The 18648-nt window shown below is 29.1% G+C and carries 15 protein-coding genes; 13 read left to right on the top strand and 2 right to left on the bottom strand.

The features are described 5' to 3' along the window. Positions 1–14 precede the first annotated feature (14 nt). The 5 genes from guaB to BQ5450_RS00980 all read left to right on the top strand — a co-directional run bounded on the left by guaB (position 15) and on the right by BQ5450_RS00980 (position 5410). Positions 15–1460, top strand: a complete 1446-nt coding sequence (gene guaB, locus BQ5450_RS01000) for an IMP dehydrogenase (protein WP_071125673.1) — start codon at positions 15–17, stop codon at positions 1458–1460. 66 nt (positions 1461–1526) lie between these two features. Beyond that, positions 1527–2210: a response regulator transcription factor gene (locus BQ5450_RS00995; RefSeq protein ID WP_071125672.1), complete on the top strand. Its 684-nt coding sequence runs from the start codon at positions 1527–1529 to the stop codon at positions 2208–2210. Positions 2211–2223: 13 nt separating this feature from the next. Next, positions 2224–3645: a sensor histidine kinase gene (locus BQ5450_RS00990; protein WP_010242204.1), complete on the top strand. Its 1422-nt coding sequence runs from the start codon at positions 2224–2226 to the stop codon at positions 3643–3645. After that, a complete protein-coding gene (locus tag BQ5450_RS00985) occupies positions 3638–5062 on the top strand; it encodes a hypothetical protein (RefSeq protein ID WP_071125671.1) in 1425 nt (474 codons plus the stop codon). The genes BQ5450_RS00990 and BQ5450_RS00985 overlap by 8 nt, the downstream gene beginning before the upstream one ends. Before the next feature lie 12 nt (positions 5063–5074). Beyond that, entirely contained in the window at positions 5075–5410 is a 336-nt protein-coding gene (locus tag BQ5450_RS00980; RefSeq protein WP_071125670.1) for a cytochrome C biosynthesis protein, read from the top strand. A 79-nt stretch (positions 5411–5489) separates the two neighbouring features. Here BQ5450_RS00980 and BQ5450_RS00975 read toward each other — a convergent pair whose 3' ends face one another. Next, complete coding sequence (locus BQ5450_RS00975; protein WP_071125669.1) at positions 5490–6134, bottom strand: DUF655 domain-containing protein; 645 nt, start codon at positions 6132–6134, stop codon at positions 5490–5492. A gap of 148 nt (positions 6135–6282) precedes the next feature. Between BQ5450_RS00975 and fusA the strand changes: the two genes are divergently transcribed. The 6 genes from fusA to radA all read left to right on the top strand — a co-directional run bounded on the left by fusA (position 6283) and on the right by radA (position 14363). After that, a complete protein-coding gene (gene fusA, locus BQ5450_RS00970; protein ID WP_071125668.1) occupies positions 6283–8343 on the top strand; it encodes an elongation factor G in 2061 nt (686 codons plus the stop codon). 281 nt (positions 8344–8624) lie between these two features. After that, positions 8625–9077 carry a CtsR family transcriptional regulator gene (locus tag BQ5450_RS00965; protein WP_071125667.1) on the top strand — a complete coding sequence of 151 codons (453 nt, stop codon included), beginning with the start codon at positions 8625–8627 and terminating at the stop codon, positions 9075–9077. Between the two features lie 11 nt (positions 9078–9088). Beyond that, entirely contained in the window at positions 9089–9595 is a 507-nt protein-coding gene (locus BQ5450_RS00960) for a UvrB/UvrC motif-containing protein (protein WP_071125666.1), read from the top strand. Further along, positions 9588–10568, top strand: a complete 981-nt coding sequence (locus tag BQ5450_RS00955) for an ATP--guanido phosphotransferase (RefSeq protein WP_010242217.1) — start codon at positions 9588–9590, stop codon at positions 10566–10568. The genes BQ5450_RS00960 and BQ5450_RS00955 overlap by 8 nt, the downstream gene beginning before the upstream one ends. Next, positions 10565–13033, top strand: coding sequence for an ATP-dependent Clp protease ATP-binding subunit (locus BQ5450_RS00950; RefSeq protein ID WP_071125665.1), 2469 nt, complete (start codon positions 10565–10567; stop codon positions 13031–13033). Before BQ5450_RS00955 ends, BQ5450_RS00950 begins: the two co-directional genes overlap by 4 nt. Beyond that, entirely contained in the window at positions 13002–14363 is a 1362-nt protein-coding gene (gene radA / locus BQ5450_RS00945; protein ID WP_010242220.1) for a DNA repair protein RadA, read from the top strand. The genes BQ5450_RS00950 and radA overlap by 32 nt, the downstream gene beginning before the upstream one ends. 58 nt (positions 14364–14421) lie before the next feature. On the opposite strand, the gene brnQ is transcribed toward radA, so the two are convergent. Further along, positions 14422–15720 carry a branched-chain amino acid transport system II carrier protein gene (gene brnQ, locus BQ5450_RS00940; protein WP_010242222.1) on the bottom strand — a complete coding sequence of 433 codons (1299 nt, stop codon included), beginning with the start codon at positions 15718–15720 and terminating at the stop codon, positions 14422–14424. A 121-nt stretch (positions 15721–15841) separates the two neighbouring features. On the opposite strand from brnQ, the gene BQ5450_RS00935 reads away from it, so the two are divergent. Further along, positions 15842–17119 (top strand): bifunctional folylpolyglutamate synthase/dihydrofolate synthase, encoded by a 1278-nt coding sequence (locus BQ5450_RS00935; RefSeq protein WP_071125664.1) that lies wholly within the window; start codon positions 15842–15844, stop codon positions 17117–17119. 120 nt (positions 17120–17239) lie between these two features. After that, a complete protein-coding gene (locus BQ5450_RS00930; RefSeq protein WP_010242225.1) occupies positions 17240–18469 on the top strand; it encodes a YkvI family membrane protein in 1230 nt (409 codons plus the stop codon). Positions 18470–18648: the final 179 nt, after the last annotated feature.

Below are 18648 nucleotides of genomic sequence, written 5' to 3'. Positions count from 1 at the left end.
AATCAGGAGGTAATATGGAATTTTTTGGAGAAGGATTAACATTTGATGATATTTTACTTGTGCCAGCAAAATCAGAAATTTTGCCTAACGAAGTTGATTTGTCTACAAATTTAACAGAAAAGATTAAGTTAAACATACCTTTAATGTCTGCAGGCATGGATACAGTTACAGAGCACAGAATGTCAATAGCTATGGCTAGGGAAGGTGGTATTGGTATTATTCACAAGAATATGTCCATAGAAGATCAGGCTCTTGAGGTTGATAGAGTTAAAAGATCAGAACATGGAGTTATCACTGATCCATTTTCCTTAACTAAAAATCACTCAATTAAGGATGCTTCAGAACTCATGGAAAGATATAGAATTAGCGGTGTTCCTGTGGTAACTGAAAAGGGAGTTTTAGAAGGTATTATAACTAATAGAGATATTAGGTTTGAAACTGATCTTTCTAAGAGAATAAGTGAAGTAATGACTTCTGAAAAATTAATAACAGGTTCTCCTGATATTTCCCTCGATGAAGCTCTTAAAATTTTGAAAAGATATAAAATAGAAAAACTGCCATTAGTAGATAGAGATAATGTATTAAAAGGTCTTATTACAATTAAAGATATTGAAAAACATGAACAGTATCCTAATTCTGCTAGAGATAATTCTGGAAGACTTCTTGCTGGAGCAGCAGTTGGTGCAACAAAGGATGTACTTGATAGGATCGAAGCTCTTGTAAAGGCAAAGGCTGATGTTTTTGTAATTGATACAGCACATGGTCAATCAAAAAATGTTCTAAATACAATAAAAAATATTAAAGATGCTTTTCCTGATATTCAATTGATTGCAGGAAATGTTGCAACTTATGAAGGCACAGAAGATTTAATTAAGGCTGGTGCTGATTGTGTAAAAATTGGTATTGGACCTGGTTCAATTTGTACTACAAGAGTTGTAACAGGTATTGGTGTTCCACAAATTACTGCAATTATGGAAGCTTATAGAGCTGCTCAAAAATATGGAGTGCCAATTATTGCAGACGGGGGCATTAAATTCTCTGGTGATGTTGCAAAGGCGCTTGCAGCTGGAGGAAATGTTGTTATGATGGGCTCACTTTTTGCAGGAACTGATGAATCTCCTGGAGAAGAAATTTTTGTTGAAGGAAGAAGATTTAAGGCGTATAGAGGAATGGGTTCTCTTGGTGCTATGAGTGCAGGTTCATCTGATAGATATTTCCAAAGTGGAACTACTAAATATGTACCTGAAGGAGTAGAAGGTAGGGTGCCATATAAAGGTTTTGTTGGGGACATTGTATTCCAACTTGTTGGAGGAGTAAAATCCGCTATGGGTTATCTTGGGTCCAAGGATTTAGAAACATTAAGAGCTACTGCAAAATATGTTAAGATTACTCAAGCCTCACTTACAGAGTCACATCCTCACAATATAACAATTACAAGAGAAGCTCCAAATTATTATTAATGATAAATCCACTTCAATTGAATTTGAAGTGGATTTTATTTATAATTAACATTGAGAGGTGATATTTTGAAAACTAAAGTGTTACTAGTTGAAGATGAAGAATCGATAAGAAAATTTGTAAAAATAAATTTAGAAAGAGAAGGATACATAATTTTTGAAGCTGGAAGTGGAGAAGAAGGAATAGATATTGCAAGAAGTGAAAAACCTGATATTGTAGTTTTAGACATAATGCTTCCTGGAATTGATGGTTTTGAAGTTTGCAAAGCTTTAAGAGGAGAGTTTCCATCTCTTGGAATTATAATGCTTACTGCTAAAGCAGAAGATTATGACAAGATAATGGGTTTACAATATGGAACAGATGATTATCTTACAAAACCTTTTAATCCAACAGAGCTTACGCTTAGAATAAAATCAATCGAGAGAAGACTTGAACCGGAAGAAGAAAAAGAAGGTAATCTAATAATAGATCCACCTTTTAAAATTGATTCTTATTCAAGGAAATTTTATAAAGATAATGAAGAACTTGAACTAACACCAACAGAGTATCAAATAATAAAAATTTTTATGACTAATCCAGGCAAAGCAATGACAAGAGATGAAATTTTAAAACTTGTTTGGGGCGATGAGTTCTTGGGGGATTCGAAAATAGTTGATGTAAATATTAGAAGACTCAGATCAAAAATAGAAGGTAATGCAGCAAAGCCAGATTATATTGAAACAGTTTGGGGAACAGGATATAGATGGAAATAAGAGGTGTCTATAATTGAAAAATAAAATTGGGAAAAGGCTAGTTAAAAGCTTTTTAATAGTTATTTTAATTACAATTTCAATTATAGATATATTTTTGCTCTTTGTTTTTAGTTATTATTATTACAATAATATTTCTAAGGAACTTATTTCTCGAATGGAATTATCTCTAGAAATTTATAGAAGAGATTATTCTGATAAATCAATTGAAGATTTAATCTACGAAGACAGTGATATATTTTTTTCCAACACAAATGCAGAAGTCCAAATTTTAGATAATGATGGAGTAATTCTTTTAGATTCTATTGGAAGAGTATCACCAAATGAAATCAATACGTCAGATATTTTAGCAGCAGAGAAGGGTGAGATAAAGACTTGGCGTGGTGAAGATTCTCAAACTGGAGAGTCTATAATGGCAGTTACTGGTCCTATAAAAAATAATAAAGGAGAAAATGTTGGGTACCTTAGATTTATTTCTTCAATGGAAAAAGCAAATAAAGCTATTTTAAAAACTGTTATAACTCTTCTTATTTTTACTTTATTTGTTGCATTTATAACTGCAATGGTATCTCTTTTAATTTCTAAATCAATAGTAAAACCAATTTTGGAACTTACTGAGGTAGCTAAAAAGATGTTAAAAGGAAATTATGAAGAAAAGGCAAAAATTTATAGAGATGACGAAATTGGAGAGTTGGCAGAAACTTTAAATGCTATGAGTGATGAAATAATTAATAAAGATAGGATAAAAAATGATTTTATTTCATCTATCTCACATGAACTTAGAACTCCTTTGACATCAATAAAAGGTTGGGCCGTTGTTTTAAAAGATGCAAAAGATGATGAAAAGGATTTAATCGAAGATGGACTAAATATAATTGAAAATGAAGTAGATAGACTTGCAAAAATGGTTGAAGAATTGTTGGATTTCTCTAGATATATTTCTGGAAGAATAACTTTAGACAAAGATGTTTTTGACATTTCACAAACATGTATAGATATTTCAAAACAGATGAAACCTCGGGCAAAGTCAAATAATATTGAATTTATAACTGAATTTCCAGAAGAGGTTGTACTTTTGTATGCTGATGAAAACAGAATAAAACAACTTTTAATAAATTTATTGGATAATGCTATAAAGTTCACATCAGATAAGGGATGGGTTAAATTTCAAATGTATTGCGAAGATCAAAATGTCATCATGTTAGTTTCTGACAATGGAATGGGAATGACAAAAGAAGAAATTGCTCATGTAAAAGAAAAATTTTATAAGGGAAAGCATTCCAAGAGCCACAGTGGTATTGGTCTTTCTATTAGCGATGAAATAACTAAACTTCACAATGGAAGTCTAGAAATATTTTCTGAGGAAAAAATAGGGACTACTGTAAAAGTTTCAATACCAATAGAAATTCCTAAGGGAGAGGGTGAAAAAGTTGAATAAAAAAATTATAGTTTTAATTTTAATTATTTTTTTGACAGGCTGCTCTTTTTTAACCCCTCAAGGGACTAATATTGAAAGACCAGAGGTAGGGCAACCTTCTCTTTATGGAAAGTGGACAATTACAAAATTTATTTACAATAAAAAAATCAATCAAGACAATTTTTTATTTAAAGATATAATAGGAGAAGACTTGTATTTTAGTAATGATAAGGTTCTTCTTGCGAATGATTATATTGAAGATGTAAGTTATAAGACTAAATATGTAAAGCTCTCAGAATATTTATACAAAAAATTTAATATAGATTACAAAAATTTGGGTATAGAAGATGGAAATGTATATACGACATATATATATGATTCAAATTCAAATGGGGATGTGTATTATGAAGTTATAAAGACAAGTGATAATACAGCTCTTTTATTTGACAATGGAATAATGCTTGAGATTAAACTTGTTGATAATAAGATAAAAAATGATGAAATTAATAATTATATTCTTTCAAAAAAAGACGATGTATTATCTAGGGGAAATTTATTTGATTACACTGGCGATAAAGGATTTTTAATTGGCTTTAAAATTAGAAATGATTTAACTGTACCAAATTGGAATTACAAAACTCTATATATAAAATTTTCTGATTTAAAATTGGAAAATGTGTATGAAATGAACAATATAATTTTGCCAAGAAAAGATAGATTTTCGGAGATAAGCGTTCAAAGAGAATCTAAAGGTGATGAAACTTCCGATAGAGTTATAGTAAAAGATTTTAATAATTCCAAAGTAAAAAATAAGGATTTAGATATTGTAAAAGCAGATACTGAAGAATTAAAAGAAGATAATACTTTAAAGACAATAAATTTTATTACTAATAATTTTATCAATATAGAAAGCTTAAATAGGGATACAAATGAAAGAAATCTTAGAATTTATAGGGTAGATAATTTAGAAGATAACAAGCCATTAAGTTATATGGACTTTTTAAATGAAGAAACTCTAGAACATGAAGGCAAAAAAATTGAAGCTTTAAAGAAAGATCCCTATAATGTTGGTATTTATAGAAACAATGGATTTTGGAAATTAAAAGGTAGAGTAAATTTAGAAAATAATAAATTTAACGATTTTGATTTAAATTTAGTTCTACCATATGAAGTTAATAAATACAATGAGATAAATATTCCCATGTCAGATATTAAAAATTTTAAATCAAATATCAAAGATGGATTTGTATCTCCTGACAGTAATTTTTTAATAACATTGGAAAATAATTTCATTAGAATATATAATATAGAGGACAACAAAATTTTACCTAAACCAATTTTTGAAAGAGAAATTGGAAATGAAGCTTCAACTATTATGACAGAATGGGCGACAGGTCGCTATTCAAATATTTGGCAAAAAGAATTGTCATCTAAATAAACGAGGTGTAGAATGAATAAAATTATGGAAATAGTGATGGAAAATTCAACTTATTTGCTCCTAACTGTTGGTGCAATTTTAATAGGAATTTTTCTAACATTTATAGTAAATTTTGCAGCAAAAGATTTAAAGTTTATTAAGTATTTACCAGGACTTGCTCTAGTATTTGTAGGGATAATTTCTCTATTTATGGTGATAAATAAACTTTTCGATCCAAGTAGTCTTGATAATATTATAGTTTTTGTAGTTGGGGTTTCATCTGGTCTTGTATCACTTATTTTTGCTCTTATTATTGGAATTGCAAGTTCAGACAAAAATAGATATCCAAAAAATAATAGAAAAAAATAAACTCAAGATTATTTAATTTTTAAGAGGCACTTTGTGCTTCTTTTTTATTTAATATCTTGAGTTTAAAAGTAAGATAAATTTAGTATATAGAGATATATTCTTTCATAGATTCAAATTTTTTATCTCCAATGCCATCAATATTTTTAATATCCTCTATTGATGAAAAAGGATTGTTAGATCTATAATCTATAATTTTTTGGGCAGTTTTTTCGCCAATTCCAGGAATCTTTTGAAGTTCTGATGAATCGGCACTGTTAATGTTTATTTTTTCTGTGCCATTATGATTTGAATTCACACTTGACGTTGTTGGTACTAAATTATTACTATTTTCTTCTCCAAATTTTGGTATATAAACTTTTTCTTCGTCGTGAAGTTTAGCAGCAAGATTAACTCTATCTAGGTCTGCATCGTTAGTTGCTCCTCCAGCAAGTTCGATTGCATCTACTATTCTTTTAGAAGAGTCCATTTTTAATATGCCAGGATTTTTTACTGCACCAGAAATATGAATTATTATTTCCTTATTTTCTTCTTCTTCTTTTCCAATTAGAACTTCATTAGAATTTTTACTTTTAATTTTATTAGAAGACAATTCAGCAGTATTAATATCTAGAAATTCTGATTTCTCATAGTTTTTATTTTCATAATATTGATATCCAATTATTAAAAATAAAACAATAATAATTATGTAAACAATATTATCTTTTTTAAAAAATTTAAAATTCATTTATATCACACTTCTATTTAATAAATAATAATTTCAAAAGTTTAATACCCTAAATTGATATTTTTACACAGTTTTCAAATAGTAAAATCTGTGTTATAATTTATTTATAGAAACGATTTCAAAAAATTTACATATTAGGAGGAGAACAATGAAAGTTTATACAACAGATAAGGTAAGAAATCTTGCTCTTGTGGGGCATTCTGGCTCTGGAAAGACTAACCTAACTGAGGCTATGTTATTCCAGAGTGGAGCAACTAAAAAACTTGGAAATGTTTCTAATAAGAATACAGTTTCAGACTTTTCAAAAGAAGAAAAGGAAAGAGGAACATCAATTGGAACATCAATAATTCCTATTGAATGGAGAAATTACAAAGTTAATGTAATAGATACTCCAGGATTTCTAGATTTTGTTGGAGAAGCTCATGGTGCATTAAGAGCAAGTGAAGCAGCAATAATGGTTATAGATGCAACAAAGGGAATTGAAGTCGGTACTGAAAGAACTTGGAAGTATACAGAAAAAATTGGACTTCCAAGAATTATTTTTATAAATAAAATTGATGGTGAAAATGTCAACTTTAGAAAGTTAATGGATGAACTTGAAGCTGCTTTTGGTAAAAAAGTAATTCCTTTTTCTGTTCCAATTGGTGAAGGAGAAAATTTTGTAGGCGTAACTGATGTTATTTTTCAAAAAGGTTATAAATATGTCGATTCAGCTCCGCAAGAAACAGAATTAAATCATGATCAAGTAAAGGCAACTGAAAGGATGTATGAGGAAATTGCAGAAGTTGTTGCAGGATCTGATGAAGTTTTAATGGAAAAATATTTTTCTGGAGAAAAATTTACAAGAGAAGATCTTTTGAGAGGAGTTACAACTGCTCTTCTTGAAGGTGATGCAGTTCCTCTACTTGTTGGAAGTGGTGAAAAGGGAATTGGCATTGATATTTTATTAAATACAATTGTAAACTATATGCCATCACCAGATGATACTCGTGCGCATTTAGGATTTAGATATAAAGATGGAGAAGAAAGAAAAGTTTCTGAAAAAGATCCTCTTGCAGCAGTAGTATTTAAAACTATTTCTGATCCATTCCTTGGAAAAATTTCAATATTTAAAGTTATATCTGGCATTTTAAAGAAAGATACACCTATATATAATGTAAATTCAGAAGAAAGTGAAAAACTTGGCGGTCTTTATGTAATGAGAGGTAAAGAACAAATTGAAATAGATGAGATTCACGCTGGAGATATTGGTGCTACAACTAAACTTGTAAGGACAATTACAGGAGATACTTTATGCGACAAAAATCATATAGTTGAGTATAAAAAATTAAAATATTCTACTCCAGTTTTATATTACGCAATTGAACCTAAGACTAAGGGCGATGAAGAAAAATTATCTCAATCACTTAAAAAAATTGCTGAAGAAGATCCAACATTTTCAATAGAAAGAAATTCAGAAACTAAACAAATGACAATTGGTGGACAAGGAAAAGTTCAACTTGATGTAATTCTTGAAAAATTAAAGAACACTTATGGAGTTGAAGTAGAAATTGTTCCATTTATAATTCCTTATAGAGAAACAATTAGAAAGACAGCAAGTGTACAGGGAAAACATAAGAAACAATCAGGCGGTGCAGGTCAATATGGAGATGTTTGGATTAGATTTGAACCATCTGAAAAAGATTTCGAATTTGACGAAGAAGTATTTGGTGGAGCAGTTCCTAAAAATTATTTTCCTGCAGTAGAGAAGGGAATTATAGAATCTAAAGAAAAAGGAGTGCTCGCAGGATATCCTGTGACTAATTTTAAGGCAGTTTTATACGATGGATCTTATCACGATGTAGATTCCAATGAGATGAGTTTTAAACTTGCTGCAAATTTAGCTTTCAAAAAGGGAATGCAAGAAGCAAATCCTGTTTTACTTGAACCAATAATGAAAGTTGAAGTAACTATTCCTGAAGCATATCTCGGAGATGTAATGGGTGATATGAACAAAAGACGTGGCAGAATTCTTGGAATGGATCAACAAAATGATGGCACACAAGTTTTAATTGCCGAAGCACCACAAGCAGAACTTTTCACTTATTCCATTGACCTTAGATCTCTTACTCAAGGTAGAGGAACATTTAGTATGGAATTTGTAAGGTATGAAGATGTTCCACAAAATATTGCAGAAAAGATTGTTGAAGAAAGAAAATCAGAAAAATAAATTTAAATAAATTTTTCGACTGGGCATAGCTCAGTCTTTTTTATAATTACTTTTAAATTTTTAAATATTTTTAATTTTGAGTTTTAAAATTATTGTATCATTTATTATATAAATAGGATTAACTTATTATTAATATTTTGTTTTTTGATTGAAAGATTCACTTGCGCAAACTTAGAAACTAAATACTTTACAAAAAGGGTGATTTATATTAAACTGTAATTAGTAAAAGATAGTCAAACTTTTATAAAGTAAAAGACAAAGATAGTCAAAGGAATGGTACTATGGCAAAACTTTCTAACTCCATTGAAGATTTTTTAAATGAACTTATTTTTGAATCTGGTGGAGTAGTTGAGATACAGAGATCGAAAATTTCAGATCATTTTAATTGTGCTCCCTCACAGATAAATTATGTTTTAACTACTAGATTTACACCTTTAAAGGGATATTATGTTGAGTCCAGGCGAGGTGGGGGTGGATATATTAGAATAGTAAAAGTAAAATTTGAAGATGATGATGACACTTTAGATACTTTTTTAAGTTTTATAGGCGATTCAATTACAAAAAATAATTCTGATGACCTTTTGAAAGAGCTTTTAAGACTTAAGAAAGTGACTGAGAAAGAATTTGAGCTTATGAAAGTTGCACTTTCAGATAGAGCACTTAGTCAATGTGAAAATAAAAATAAGATTAGAGCAGATTTGTTAAAAAATATGCTGCTTGTTATTTTCAGTTAGGAGGAATTTTTATGTTATGTGACAATTGTAAAGAGAGAGAATCAGTTATTTCTTATACAAAGATAAATGATAATAAAATTGAAGAGGTGCATCTATGCGAGGTTTGCGCTGAAGAGAAATTAAAAAAGGAGTTTCAAGGGTATAAGAATATTATTCCACAACTAGAAAATGCTCTTAAAAATATATTTAAGTTTACTGCCAATTATTATGATGAAGAAGATATAGCTTGTGAATTTTGTGGAACTAAATTTTCAGAATTGAAAAATACTGGAACTTTAGGATGCCCAAAGTGCTATGAATCTTTTGGCGAAGAAATAAAGAAATATTTAAAAACAATTAATATAGATTTTAGATATAGAGGAAAGATACCTAAGAATGCAGAATCTTATATAATTTACAACAGAAAGTTAGATGATTTAAAATCTAAACTAGAACTTGCAATTAATTTGGAAGAGTATGAAAAAGCTGCAGAGTTAAGAGATGAAATAAAAAAATTAAAGGAAGATGTAAGTGTCTAAAATTATTTTAGGAAACAAGATAAAGTTATACAGAAATATACATGGCAAGAAGTTTGTTAATAAGATGAATGAGGATGAATTAAAAGGAAACTTGGATTTTTTAGATCCTATTATTCAAAAACAAGGATATAAAAAAACTGAAATAGAAAGTGCATCTTCGCTAAAAAAATTAGAATATATTGAAGAAGGAAGATTTAGTAAAAATTTTGTTGATGGTAAGAATATTGGATTCTATGAAAAAGAAGATTTTCCTGATATTTTAGTTAATTCTGAGGAACATATTGAAATTTCTAAATTTTCGAGGACTGATTCTATTGATGATTTGTATAAAGAAATTGATGATTTGGAATCTGAACTAGAAGATGATATTGATTTTTCTTTTGATTCAAATTTTGGGTATTTAAGTTCAAACGTCTTAAATTCTGGCACTGGATTTAAACCAATTACTATAATGTATTTGCCGGCAATAAATTATTTTGGAATAAATGAAATGGCAAGAGGACTTTCAAGACTTGGATATGTTTTAGGTTCTTATAGAGATAGTTCTAATAGAGCCTTGGCAAGTATCTATACTTTGTCTTTTGAATCCACTTTTGGAGAAGAAGAAAAGTCTTATATAGAGAAATTAAAAGTTATAACAAAGGAAATTTCAGATGTTGAAATGGAAAATAGGAAAAAACTTTATTTAGATCATATTATTACTCTTGAGGATATGGTAAATAGATCCTTTGGAGTTCTTGCAAATGCAAGAGTTTTATCGGAAGAAGAGATGATGCAGTCCATGAGTATGATTAATCTTGGAATTGAGCTTTCAATATTAAAATCAAAGAAAGATTTTGATTTTTATGATGAGATTATGAAACTTAGAAATGGACATTTGCAAATTGAGAGAGGCTCGATTTTAGACCTGAAGTCTAGAGATATTTTAAGGGCAAATAAATCGAGAGCTCTCATGAAGGAGGTTTTCAAATGAGTATGTTTGGTAGATTTAGTGAGAAGTCCCAAAAAGCTATTTTATTTGCACAACAGGAGGCAAGAGAGCAAAAACATTCATATATAGGGTCTGAGCACATCCTTCTTGGAATTATCAGAGAAGGGACTGACAATGGAGCTCATATACTTTCAAAGTTGGGAATAGATTATAAAAAGGCAAAGGAAGCGACTCTTGATATAGTTAGTAGTGGTCAAGGTCCTGTTGTTTCAAGTATAGCATATACGCCTAGAACTAAGAGAATATTTGAATTAGCATTTGACATTTCAAAGGATTTGGGAGAAGTTACAGTTTCAACAGAACATCTTTTGCTTGGAATTTTGCGTGAAGGACAAGGTGTTGCTATATTAGTTTTAAAAAGACTTGGTATAGATATAATGAGTCTTGAAAATGATATTTTAAATAATATGGAAGATTATGATGATTATGAAGAGGATTTAGGATTTTCTTCTGAAGAACTTGAAAAATATACTACGAATCTAAACAAAAAAGCTGAAGAAGGAAAAATTGATCCAGTCATAGGTAGAGATAAAGAGATAAAAAGAATTATTCAAGTTTTATCTAGGAGAACTAAAAATAATCCTGTTTTAATTGGAGAACCTGGTGTTGGTAAGACTGCCATAGCAGAAGGACTTGCTGCAGAAATTGTGGCAGGAAATGTTCCAGAAGTTATGAAAAATAAAGTTATTTTAACTTTAGATATTTCTGCTCTTATTGCAGGTTCAAAATATAGAGGAGATTTTGAAGAAAGACTTAAGAATGTAACAAATGAAGCCAGCAAAAATAAAAATATAATTTTATTTATTGATGAAATGCACGTTATTATTGGGGCAGGTTCAGCAGAAGGTTCTTTGGATGCTTCAAATATTTTAAAGCCAATGCTAACTAAGTCAATTTTACAAGTCATTGGTGCCACAACAATTTCTGAATATAGACAAAAAATTGAAAAGGATACTGCCTTTGAAAGAAGACTTATGCCAATTATGGTAGATGAGCCAAGTGTATCTGATTCTATAAAAATTTTAGAAGGGCTAAAGGATATATATGAAGAGCATCATCATGTTATTATACCAAAGGAAACTATAGAAGCTGCTGTAAAATATTCTGATAGATATTTAAATGATAGATTTTTACCTGATAAAGCTATTGATTTAATTGATGAAGCAAGTTCTAAATTAAAAATTGAATCTTTTAAAGTTCCAGAATTTGAAGATGAGTTTAGAGAAGAACTTCAAGAAATTGAAAATAAAAAATCAGAAGCTGTAAAAAATCAAGATTATGAACTTGCTGCTAATTTAAGAGATGAGCAAAGAAAAGTTGAAGAAAAATATAAAGAAGAAATAGAAAAGTTTAAAGAAAAAGAATCTAAAAAGGAAGTTACACCTGATCTCATTGCAAATATTGTTTCAGAGTGGTCAAAAGTTCCAGTTACAGATATGACTGAAGAAGAAACAGAAAAGTTAAGAGATTTGGACAAAAAACTTTTAGAAGATGTAAAGGGACAAGATGATGCTGTAAAAACTCTTGCTAAAGCAATTAAACGTTCAAGAATTGGACTTAAAGATCCAAATAAACCAATTGGCTCTTTTATTTTTGTTGGGCCAACAGGTGTGGGTAAAACTTTCTTGGCAAAAAGTCTTGCTAAAAATTTATTTGGAATGGAAGAAAATATGATCAGATTTGATATGTCTGAATATATGGAAAAGTTTACGGTATCAAGACTTGTTGGATCTCCTCCTGGATATGTTGGATATGATGAGGGTGGAGAATTAACTGAAGCAGTGAGAACTAATCCTTATTCAGTAATATTACTTGATGAGATTGAAAAAGCTCATCCAGATATTTTCAACATACTTTTGCAAATTTTAGACGAAGGAAGACTTACTGATTCAAAGGGCAGGACAGTTAGTTTTAAAGATACGGTTATAATTATGACTTCTAATGCTGGTGCAAATTTACTTGCTAAAAATTCAGTGCTCGGTTTTTCTACTTCTGATTCATCTGAAAAGAAAAGTGAATTTGAGAATATGAAAAATATTATAAATGAGTCTTTAAAGGAAAAGTTTAGACCAGAATTTTTAAATAGAGTTGACGATGTAGTAATATTTAAAACTTTAGAAAAGACTGAAATAAAAGAAATTGTTAATAATATGCTTATAGATTTAAATGTAAGATTATCTGAAATGGGAATTAAATCAAGTTATACAAATAAATTAATTAATTTCTTAGTTGAAGAAGGTTATGATAAAGTATTTGGAGCAAGACCACTTAAAAGGACTATTACAAAATTAATTGAAGATAAAGTTGCTGATGAATATTTAGAGGGAAATATAAAATCAGGCGATGAAATATCAGTAGATGTAAAGTACAAAAAAATTCAGATAAATAAAGTAAAGAGGAATAAAAAATCTAAAAATGAAAAAGAAAATAGTGTATCAGTGCAGTAAATGCGGATATATTTCACAAGGATTTTTTGGCAAATGCCCAAACTGTAATTCTTGGAATACCCTAGAAGAAAAAGAAGATGAGAAAGATTCAGTTAGAAATAAAAAAATAAAAAAAGATGCTCTTAAATTAAAGTCTGTTAAGTCTTCTTCAGATGAAAGAGTTGTAACAAGTATTGAGGAGTTTAATAGAGTCATGGGCGGTGGAATTGTCCATGATTCTGTTAGTATTTTGACTGCAAAGCCTGGATCAGGTAAATCAACTTTACTTATGCAAGTTGCAAATGATCTTGCAGAGAAGGGAATAAGAGTGCTTTATGCCTCTGGAGAAGAGTCTGAAACTCAAATAAAAATGCGAGCTGAAAGAATTTTGAATAAACTTTCAGATAATATTTGGGTTTATTCTGTAAATTCTCTAAATTCAGTGTTAGATCAAGTTGAAAAGATTGACCCTCAGTTTATAATTATTGATTCAATACAAACATTTACTCTCGATGAGTTTTCCCAAAGGCCTGGTACACCAACTCAAACTATGGAATGTGCTTATAAGATGACTGAAGTTGCAAAAAATATAGATAAACCTAGGATGGTTTTTTTAGTGGGACAAATGACAAAACAAGATGAACTTGCTGGAGTTAGAAGTCTAGAACATTTAGTGGATACAGTCTTATTAATTGAAGGGGATTCTTCAGAAGATTTGAGATCTCTTATGGCTACAAAGAATAGATATGGTTCTACTGGAGAAATTGGATTTTTTTCTATGACAGAAAAAGGAATGATTTCAATTGACAATCCTTCTGAATATTTTATGACAAAAAGAGCAACAAATGAACAAGTTGCAGGGTCATCACTTTCAGTGATAAGAGAGGGAACAAGACCAATTATACTTGAAACTGAGGCTTTGGCATCAAAAACTTTTTTGCCATATCCATCTAGAATTTCTGAATGTATAAGACGAGAACATTTGAATACTTTAGTTTCGATTTTAGAAGAAAGAGCAGGAATTAAATTCTTAGATAAGAATATTGTAGTTAAATCCACAGGTGGAATAAAATTAAAAGAACAAGCATCAAATTTATCTGTAATGGTATCTATTGTATCATCAACTTTTAATAAGCCAGTTGAGTCTAACACAGTTTTTGTTGCAGACGTTGGCCTTACAGGAGAACTTAAAAATATTCCAGCTCTAGATATTAGACTTAGAGAAGCTGAGAGAATGGGTTTTAGAAAAGCTTATATTTCTAAATATGCAAATGTAAAAAAAGAAAATTATAAAAATTTACAAATTATACAAGTATCAAATATTTCTGAATTAATTCAAAAGATTTTTTAAGCTAAAAAAAGATCTGTTGTAGAAAAAAAACTATAACAGATCTTTTTTATTAAAATTATTAAAGTTCTTTAGATTTGGCTATAATTATTGAAACTAAGAGCCCAATTAGCATTGGGAAAACCCATCCTAATCCAAATTGTTGAAGTGGAAAAGATTCTAAAGTTTGACCAAATTTTCCAAGAAGTTCCTTTTCTTGAAGTACAAATAAAAAACCAAAAATTAGTGAAACTAATGAAGGGATTTTAAAAACTATATCATCTTTTATTTTTTCATTGAATAATCCTAAAAGCACAATTGTCATAGTACAAGGATAGAGAACTTCAAGTATTGGAGCGGATATATTTATAATTTGGTTAACTCCAAGCATAGAAATTATACAAGATACAATTGAACAGATAATTACAACAGCCTCATAGGAAATTTTTCCTTTACTTAAATCGTGGAAGAAATTTCCGGTAGCAGATATTAATCCAATTGCAGTTGTAAGGCATGCAAGAGCAGTTATAATTCCTAAAATATAAACACCAACGCCACCTAAAGTTGTATTCGTGATGTCTACAAGAAGACTAGTTTTATCAGTACTCACATCATAAATTCCAAGTGTAGAAGTTTGTGCACCTAAGTATAGAAGTCCTCCGTAAATAAGTGCTAAAAACACAGCAGCAATTATACCAGATAGTATAGTTGCTTTTATTTCCGTTTTTTGTGAAGAATAATTTCTTGTTTTTACAGCATTTATAACTACAAGTGCAAACATGCATCCAGCTAAAGCATCCATAGTTTGATATCCATCAGTGATACCTCTTTGCAAAACATTATCTATCATTGAAGTTTCAGAAATTTTTCCTATTGGACTTATAATTCCTTTTATGATAAGTATTATCATGCAAATAAGTAAAGATGGAGTCAAAAATGTGCCAATGATGTCAACTACTTTACTTGACCTAATACTTAAAAGAAAAACTACGATAAAAAATATTACAGAAAATAAATATCTATTAACAGATTCTCCAAAAATTGGAAGGATTCCAACTTCATAAGTAGTAGCAGCAGTTCTTGGTGTTGCCAAAAAAGGTCCAATACATAAAATAATAGCAGTTGAAATAATAATTGCAAAAGTTTTATTGATTCTTGATGCCAAGGCATTTAAATTACCATCATATTTAGAAAGAGCAATAATTGCTAGAAGTCCAAGACCTGCATCTGTTATTGTAAATCCCAAAAATCCAACCCACCATTGGTGACCTGATATTAAACCTAAGTAAGGTGGAAAGATTAAATTTCCGGCTCCAAAAAACATTGCAAAAAGTGCAAAGCCAATTACAAATAAATCTTTCGCACGAATTTCTTTGTTCATCTTTTTACCTCCATTTAGTTATTTTTAACATTCTACCACATTTAAAGAGAATTTGACACACTAAAATATTGATTACTATTAAAAATTTTGATAATATTTTTATAATGAAAGGAAGGTATTAATGGATTACAAGAAATTAGTTGATTGGTTAGAAAACAGAAATATACCTCTTGGTGAATTTACTACTGATAATATTAGGACACTTTTGAAATTTTTTCAAAAACCTCAAGATAAATTAAATATTATTCACATAACAGGAACTAATGGGAAGGGTTCAGTTGCAAGTTTTATATCATCTTCTTTAAAAGAAAATGATTATAAAGTTGGTAAATTTACATCTCCTTATATTACAAATATTTGTGAAGAAATAGAAATAAATGGTGAAGAAATTTCAGAGAAGGATTTTGCAAAAATAGCAGAGGAAGTAAAAGAAAAAGTTGAATTATTAGATAAGAAAAAAATTTTTGTAAGTGGATTTGAAATACTAACTACAATTGCATATATTTATTTTGTAAGAAAAGACGTTGATTTTGCTATAATGGAAGTTGGAATGGGCGGTAGAGTTGATGCCACTAATGTAATGAAAAAATCAATTCCAGTTTTTGCTCATATTTCTCTTGATCATGCAAATATATTAGGAGATACAGTTGGAAAAATTGCCCGCGAGAAGGGGGGAATAATAAAAGAAAATTCAAATGTGTTTAGTTACCCCCAAGATCAGAAAGCAAAGGAAGAACTTCAAAAAATATGTAGAGAAAAAAATTCTATTTTTAATGAATTCAAAGAAAATGAAATTGAAATTTTAAGTTCTGATGAGTTTGGAAGTAAATTTAACTTTAGAGATTATAAAAATGTAGAAATAAGTTTAATTGGAGAGCATCAAATTTACAATGCATCTCTTGCTTTAATGGTTCTAGATTCATTAAAAGAAAAATATAATTTAAATGATGAAAAAATAAAATTGGGTATAAAAAAAGCAAAAAATTTAGGTAGAATCGAATGTCTTTCAAAAAACCCACTAATTGTTATTGATGGCTCGCATAATTTAGATTCAATTGAAAAATTGGTAGAAAATATAAAAAAGTTTAAGTACAATAAGTTAATTTTAGGATTTAGTCTTTTAAAAGATAAGGACCATTTGAATATATTAAAGAAAGTTGAGAATATTGCAGATAAAATAGTTCTGACAGAGATAGATAATGAAAGATTTACAGATGTAGAATCTCTTTATAGTGAATTTGAAAAGATTTCAGATAAAGAAGTATTTGCTATTAAAAATAGAGGAGAGGCAGTGAAAAAAACTTTTGAAATTGCAGAAAAAGGAGATTTAATTCTTTGGTGTGGTTCACTTTATTTGATAAAAGATATAAGAAAAATAATTTTGGATGAAATAAATTAGCTTAAAAATATAAGTATGTTTATTATATTGCTTTAAAATTGACAAAAGTTTGTAAAATATTAAATTTGTGATAATATGTAAAAGTTAAGTTAAATGCAAATGAAAAATTAAGGAGAATTCATGAATAAAAAAACAATTAGCATAATATTTGCCTATGTAGGAGTTCTAACAGGAGCAGGACTAGCCAGTGGCCAAGAAATTATGCAGTATTTTACATCTTTTGGAAAGTCAGGATTTTTTGGATTAGTTGGCATTGCCATACTTCACATATTTGTTGGTGGAATTATTTTGCAACTTGGAAGTCATTTTATAGCAAAAAGTCATATTGATGTACTAGAAGAAGTTTCTAGAAAATCATTTACAAAGTTTATGGATTTTTCACTAATTCTAAATTGCTTTTTAATGGGATTTGTAATGCTTGCAGGAGCAGGTTCAAATCTCAATCAACAATTTGGATTAGAGCCATGGGTAGGTTCATTAATATGTACAATTTTAATTATTGTAGTTGGTATGCTTGATTTCGATAAAGTGACTAAAGTCATTGGATCTTTCACTCCATTAGTATTAGTATTCACATTAATTGGTGCGATTTTTACAATTGTAAATTCGAATCCAAATTTTGAAAATTTAGATGCTATATGTAAAAGTGTAAGTTCACCACTTCCAAATGTAGTATTATCTACTATAAATTACTTTGGACTTTGCATGATAAGCAGCGTTTCTATGGCATTTGTATTAGGCGGTAGCAAAACAGATTCCTCTCAAGCAAGAGTTGGAGGAATGTTAGGCGGTGCTTTAGTATCAATCCTAACTGGACTTGTTGGAATTACACTTTTTCTTTCAATTAACGACGTAAAAGATGCAGACATTCCAATGCAAATTATACTAAATAAAGTCAATCCCTATATGGGAATAGCAATGTCTTTTATTATTTTTGGGATGATATTTAACACATCTATTTCGCTTTTTTATTCAGCTGCTAGAAGGCTTTCGTTAACAGAAGAAAAGTTCAAAAGAAATTTAATTATATTTACTCTTTTAGGTTTTGGTCTTTCTTTTTTCGGATTTAAAAAATTAATGTCAATTTTATATCCTATACTTGGATATTTAGGTCTTGTTCTAATAATTATTCTTGTAATAGAATGGTCAAAAGAAAGAGATGAAATAAAGCATGAGAATAAAAAGAGGTCTAAGATAAGTGATTTAACTAGAAAAAAGTTAGATGATGATGAAAATTTTGGTAAAAAGGAGAAAGAAAAATTAGACAAGCTTGCAGAATCTTCAATAATAGATAATGAAAAAATAAAGAAAGCTGTAAAAGAAGAACTTGAAGAGGAAAAAAATAGTTAAAATATAAAAAATAAAAAGCGGGCTATAGTTTATAAAAAAGAATTATAGTCCGTCTTTTTTTGATTTCAAAGTTTTAATTAATTACAGATTTTTATCTTAAAATCTGTAAAAATACAAATATTATTATTTTTTAGTAATTTTATTATAGTCGAAGAAAGCTTATAATTTTTAAATTATTA

This window comes from Peptoniphilus lacydonensis, from assembly GCF_900106515.1.
Lineage (GTDB): Bacteria > Bacillota > Clostridia > Tissierellales > Peptoniphilaceae > Peptoniphilus_A > Peptoniphilus_A lacydonensis.
Note: the sequence above shows the minus strand (reverse complement) of the source record. Positions and strands in the feature narration are given on the sequence as shown.

What these genes read in the sequence shown, in the direction of transcription:
- BQ5450_RS00935 (WP_071125664.1), top strand. Translation starts at nt 15,842, where the DNA reads ATGGATTACAAGAAATTAGTTGATTGGTTAGAAAACAGAAATATACCT.
- radA (WP_010242220.1), top strand. Translation starts at nt 13,002, where the DNA reads ATGAAAAAGAAAATAGTGTATCAGTGCAGTAAATGCGGATATATTTCA.
- BQ5450_RS00950 (WP_071125665.1), top strand. Translation starts at nt 10,565, where the DNA reads ATGAGTATGTTTGGTAGATTTAGTGAGAAGTCCCAAAAAGCTATTTTA.
- guaB (WP_071125673.1), top strand. Translation starts at nt 15, where the DNA reads ATGGAATTTTTTGGAGAAGGATTAACATTTGATGATATTTTACTTGTG.
- BQ5450_RS00975 (WP_071125669.1), bottom strand. Translation starts at nt 6,134, where the DNA reads ATGAATTTTAAATTTTTTAAAAAAGATAATATTGTTTACATAATTATT.
- brnQ (WP_010242222.1), bottom strand. Translation starts at nt 15,720, where the DNA reads ATGAACAAAGAAATTCGTGCGAAAGATTTATTTGTAATTGGCTTTGCA.
- BQ5450_RS00965 (WP_071125667.1), top strand. Translation starts at nt 8,625, where the DNA reads ATGGCAAAACTTTCTAACTCCATTGAAGATTTTTTAAATGAACTTATT.
- BQ5450_RS00960 (WP_071125666.1), top strand. Translation starts at nt 9,089, where the DNA reads ATGTTATGTGACAATTGTAAAGAGAGAGAATCAGTTATTTCTTATACA.
- fusA (WP_071125668.1), top strand. Translation starts at nt 6,283, where the DNA reads ATGAAAGTTTATACAACAGATAAGGTAAGAAATCTTGCTCTTGTGGGG.
- BQ5450_RS00930 (WP_010242225.1), top strand. Translation starts at nt 17,240, where the DNA reads ATGAATAAAAAAACAATTAGCATAATATTTGCCTATGTAGGAGTTCTA.
- BQ5450_RS00980 (WP_071125670.1), top strand. Translation starts at nt 5,075, where the DNA reads ATGAATAAAATTATGGAAATAGTGATGGAAAATTCAACTTATTTGCTC.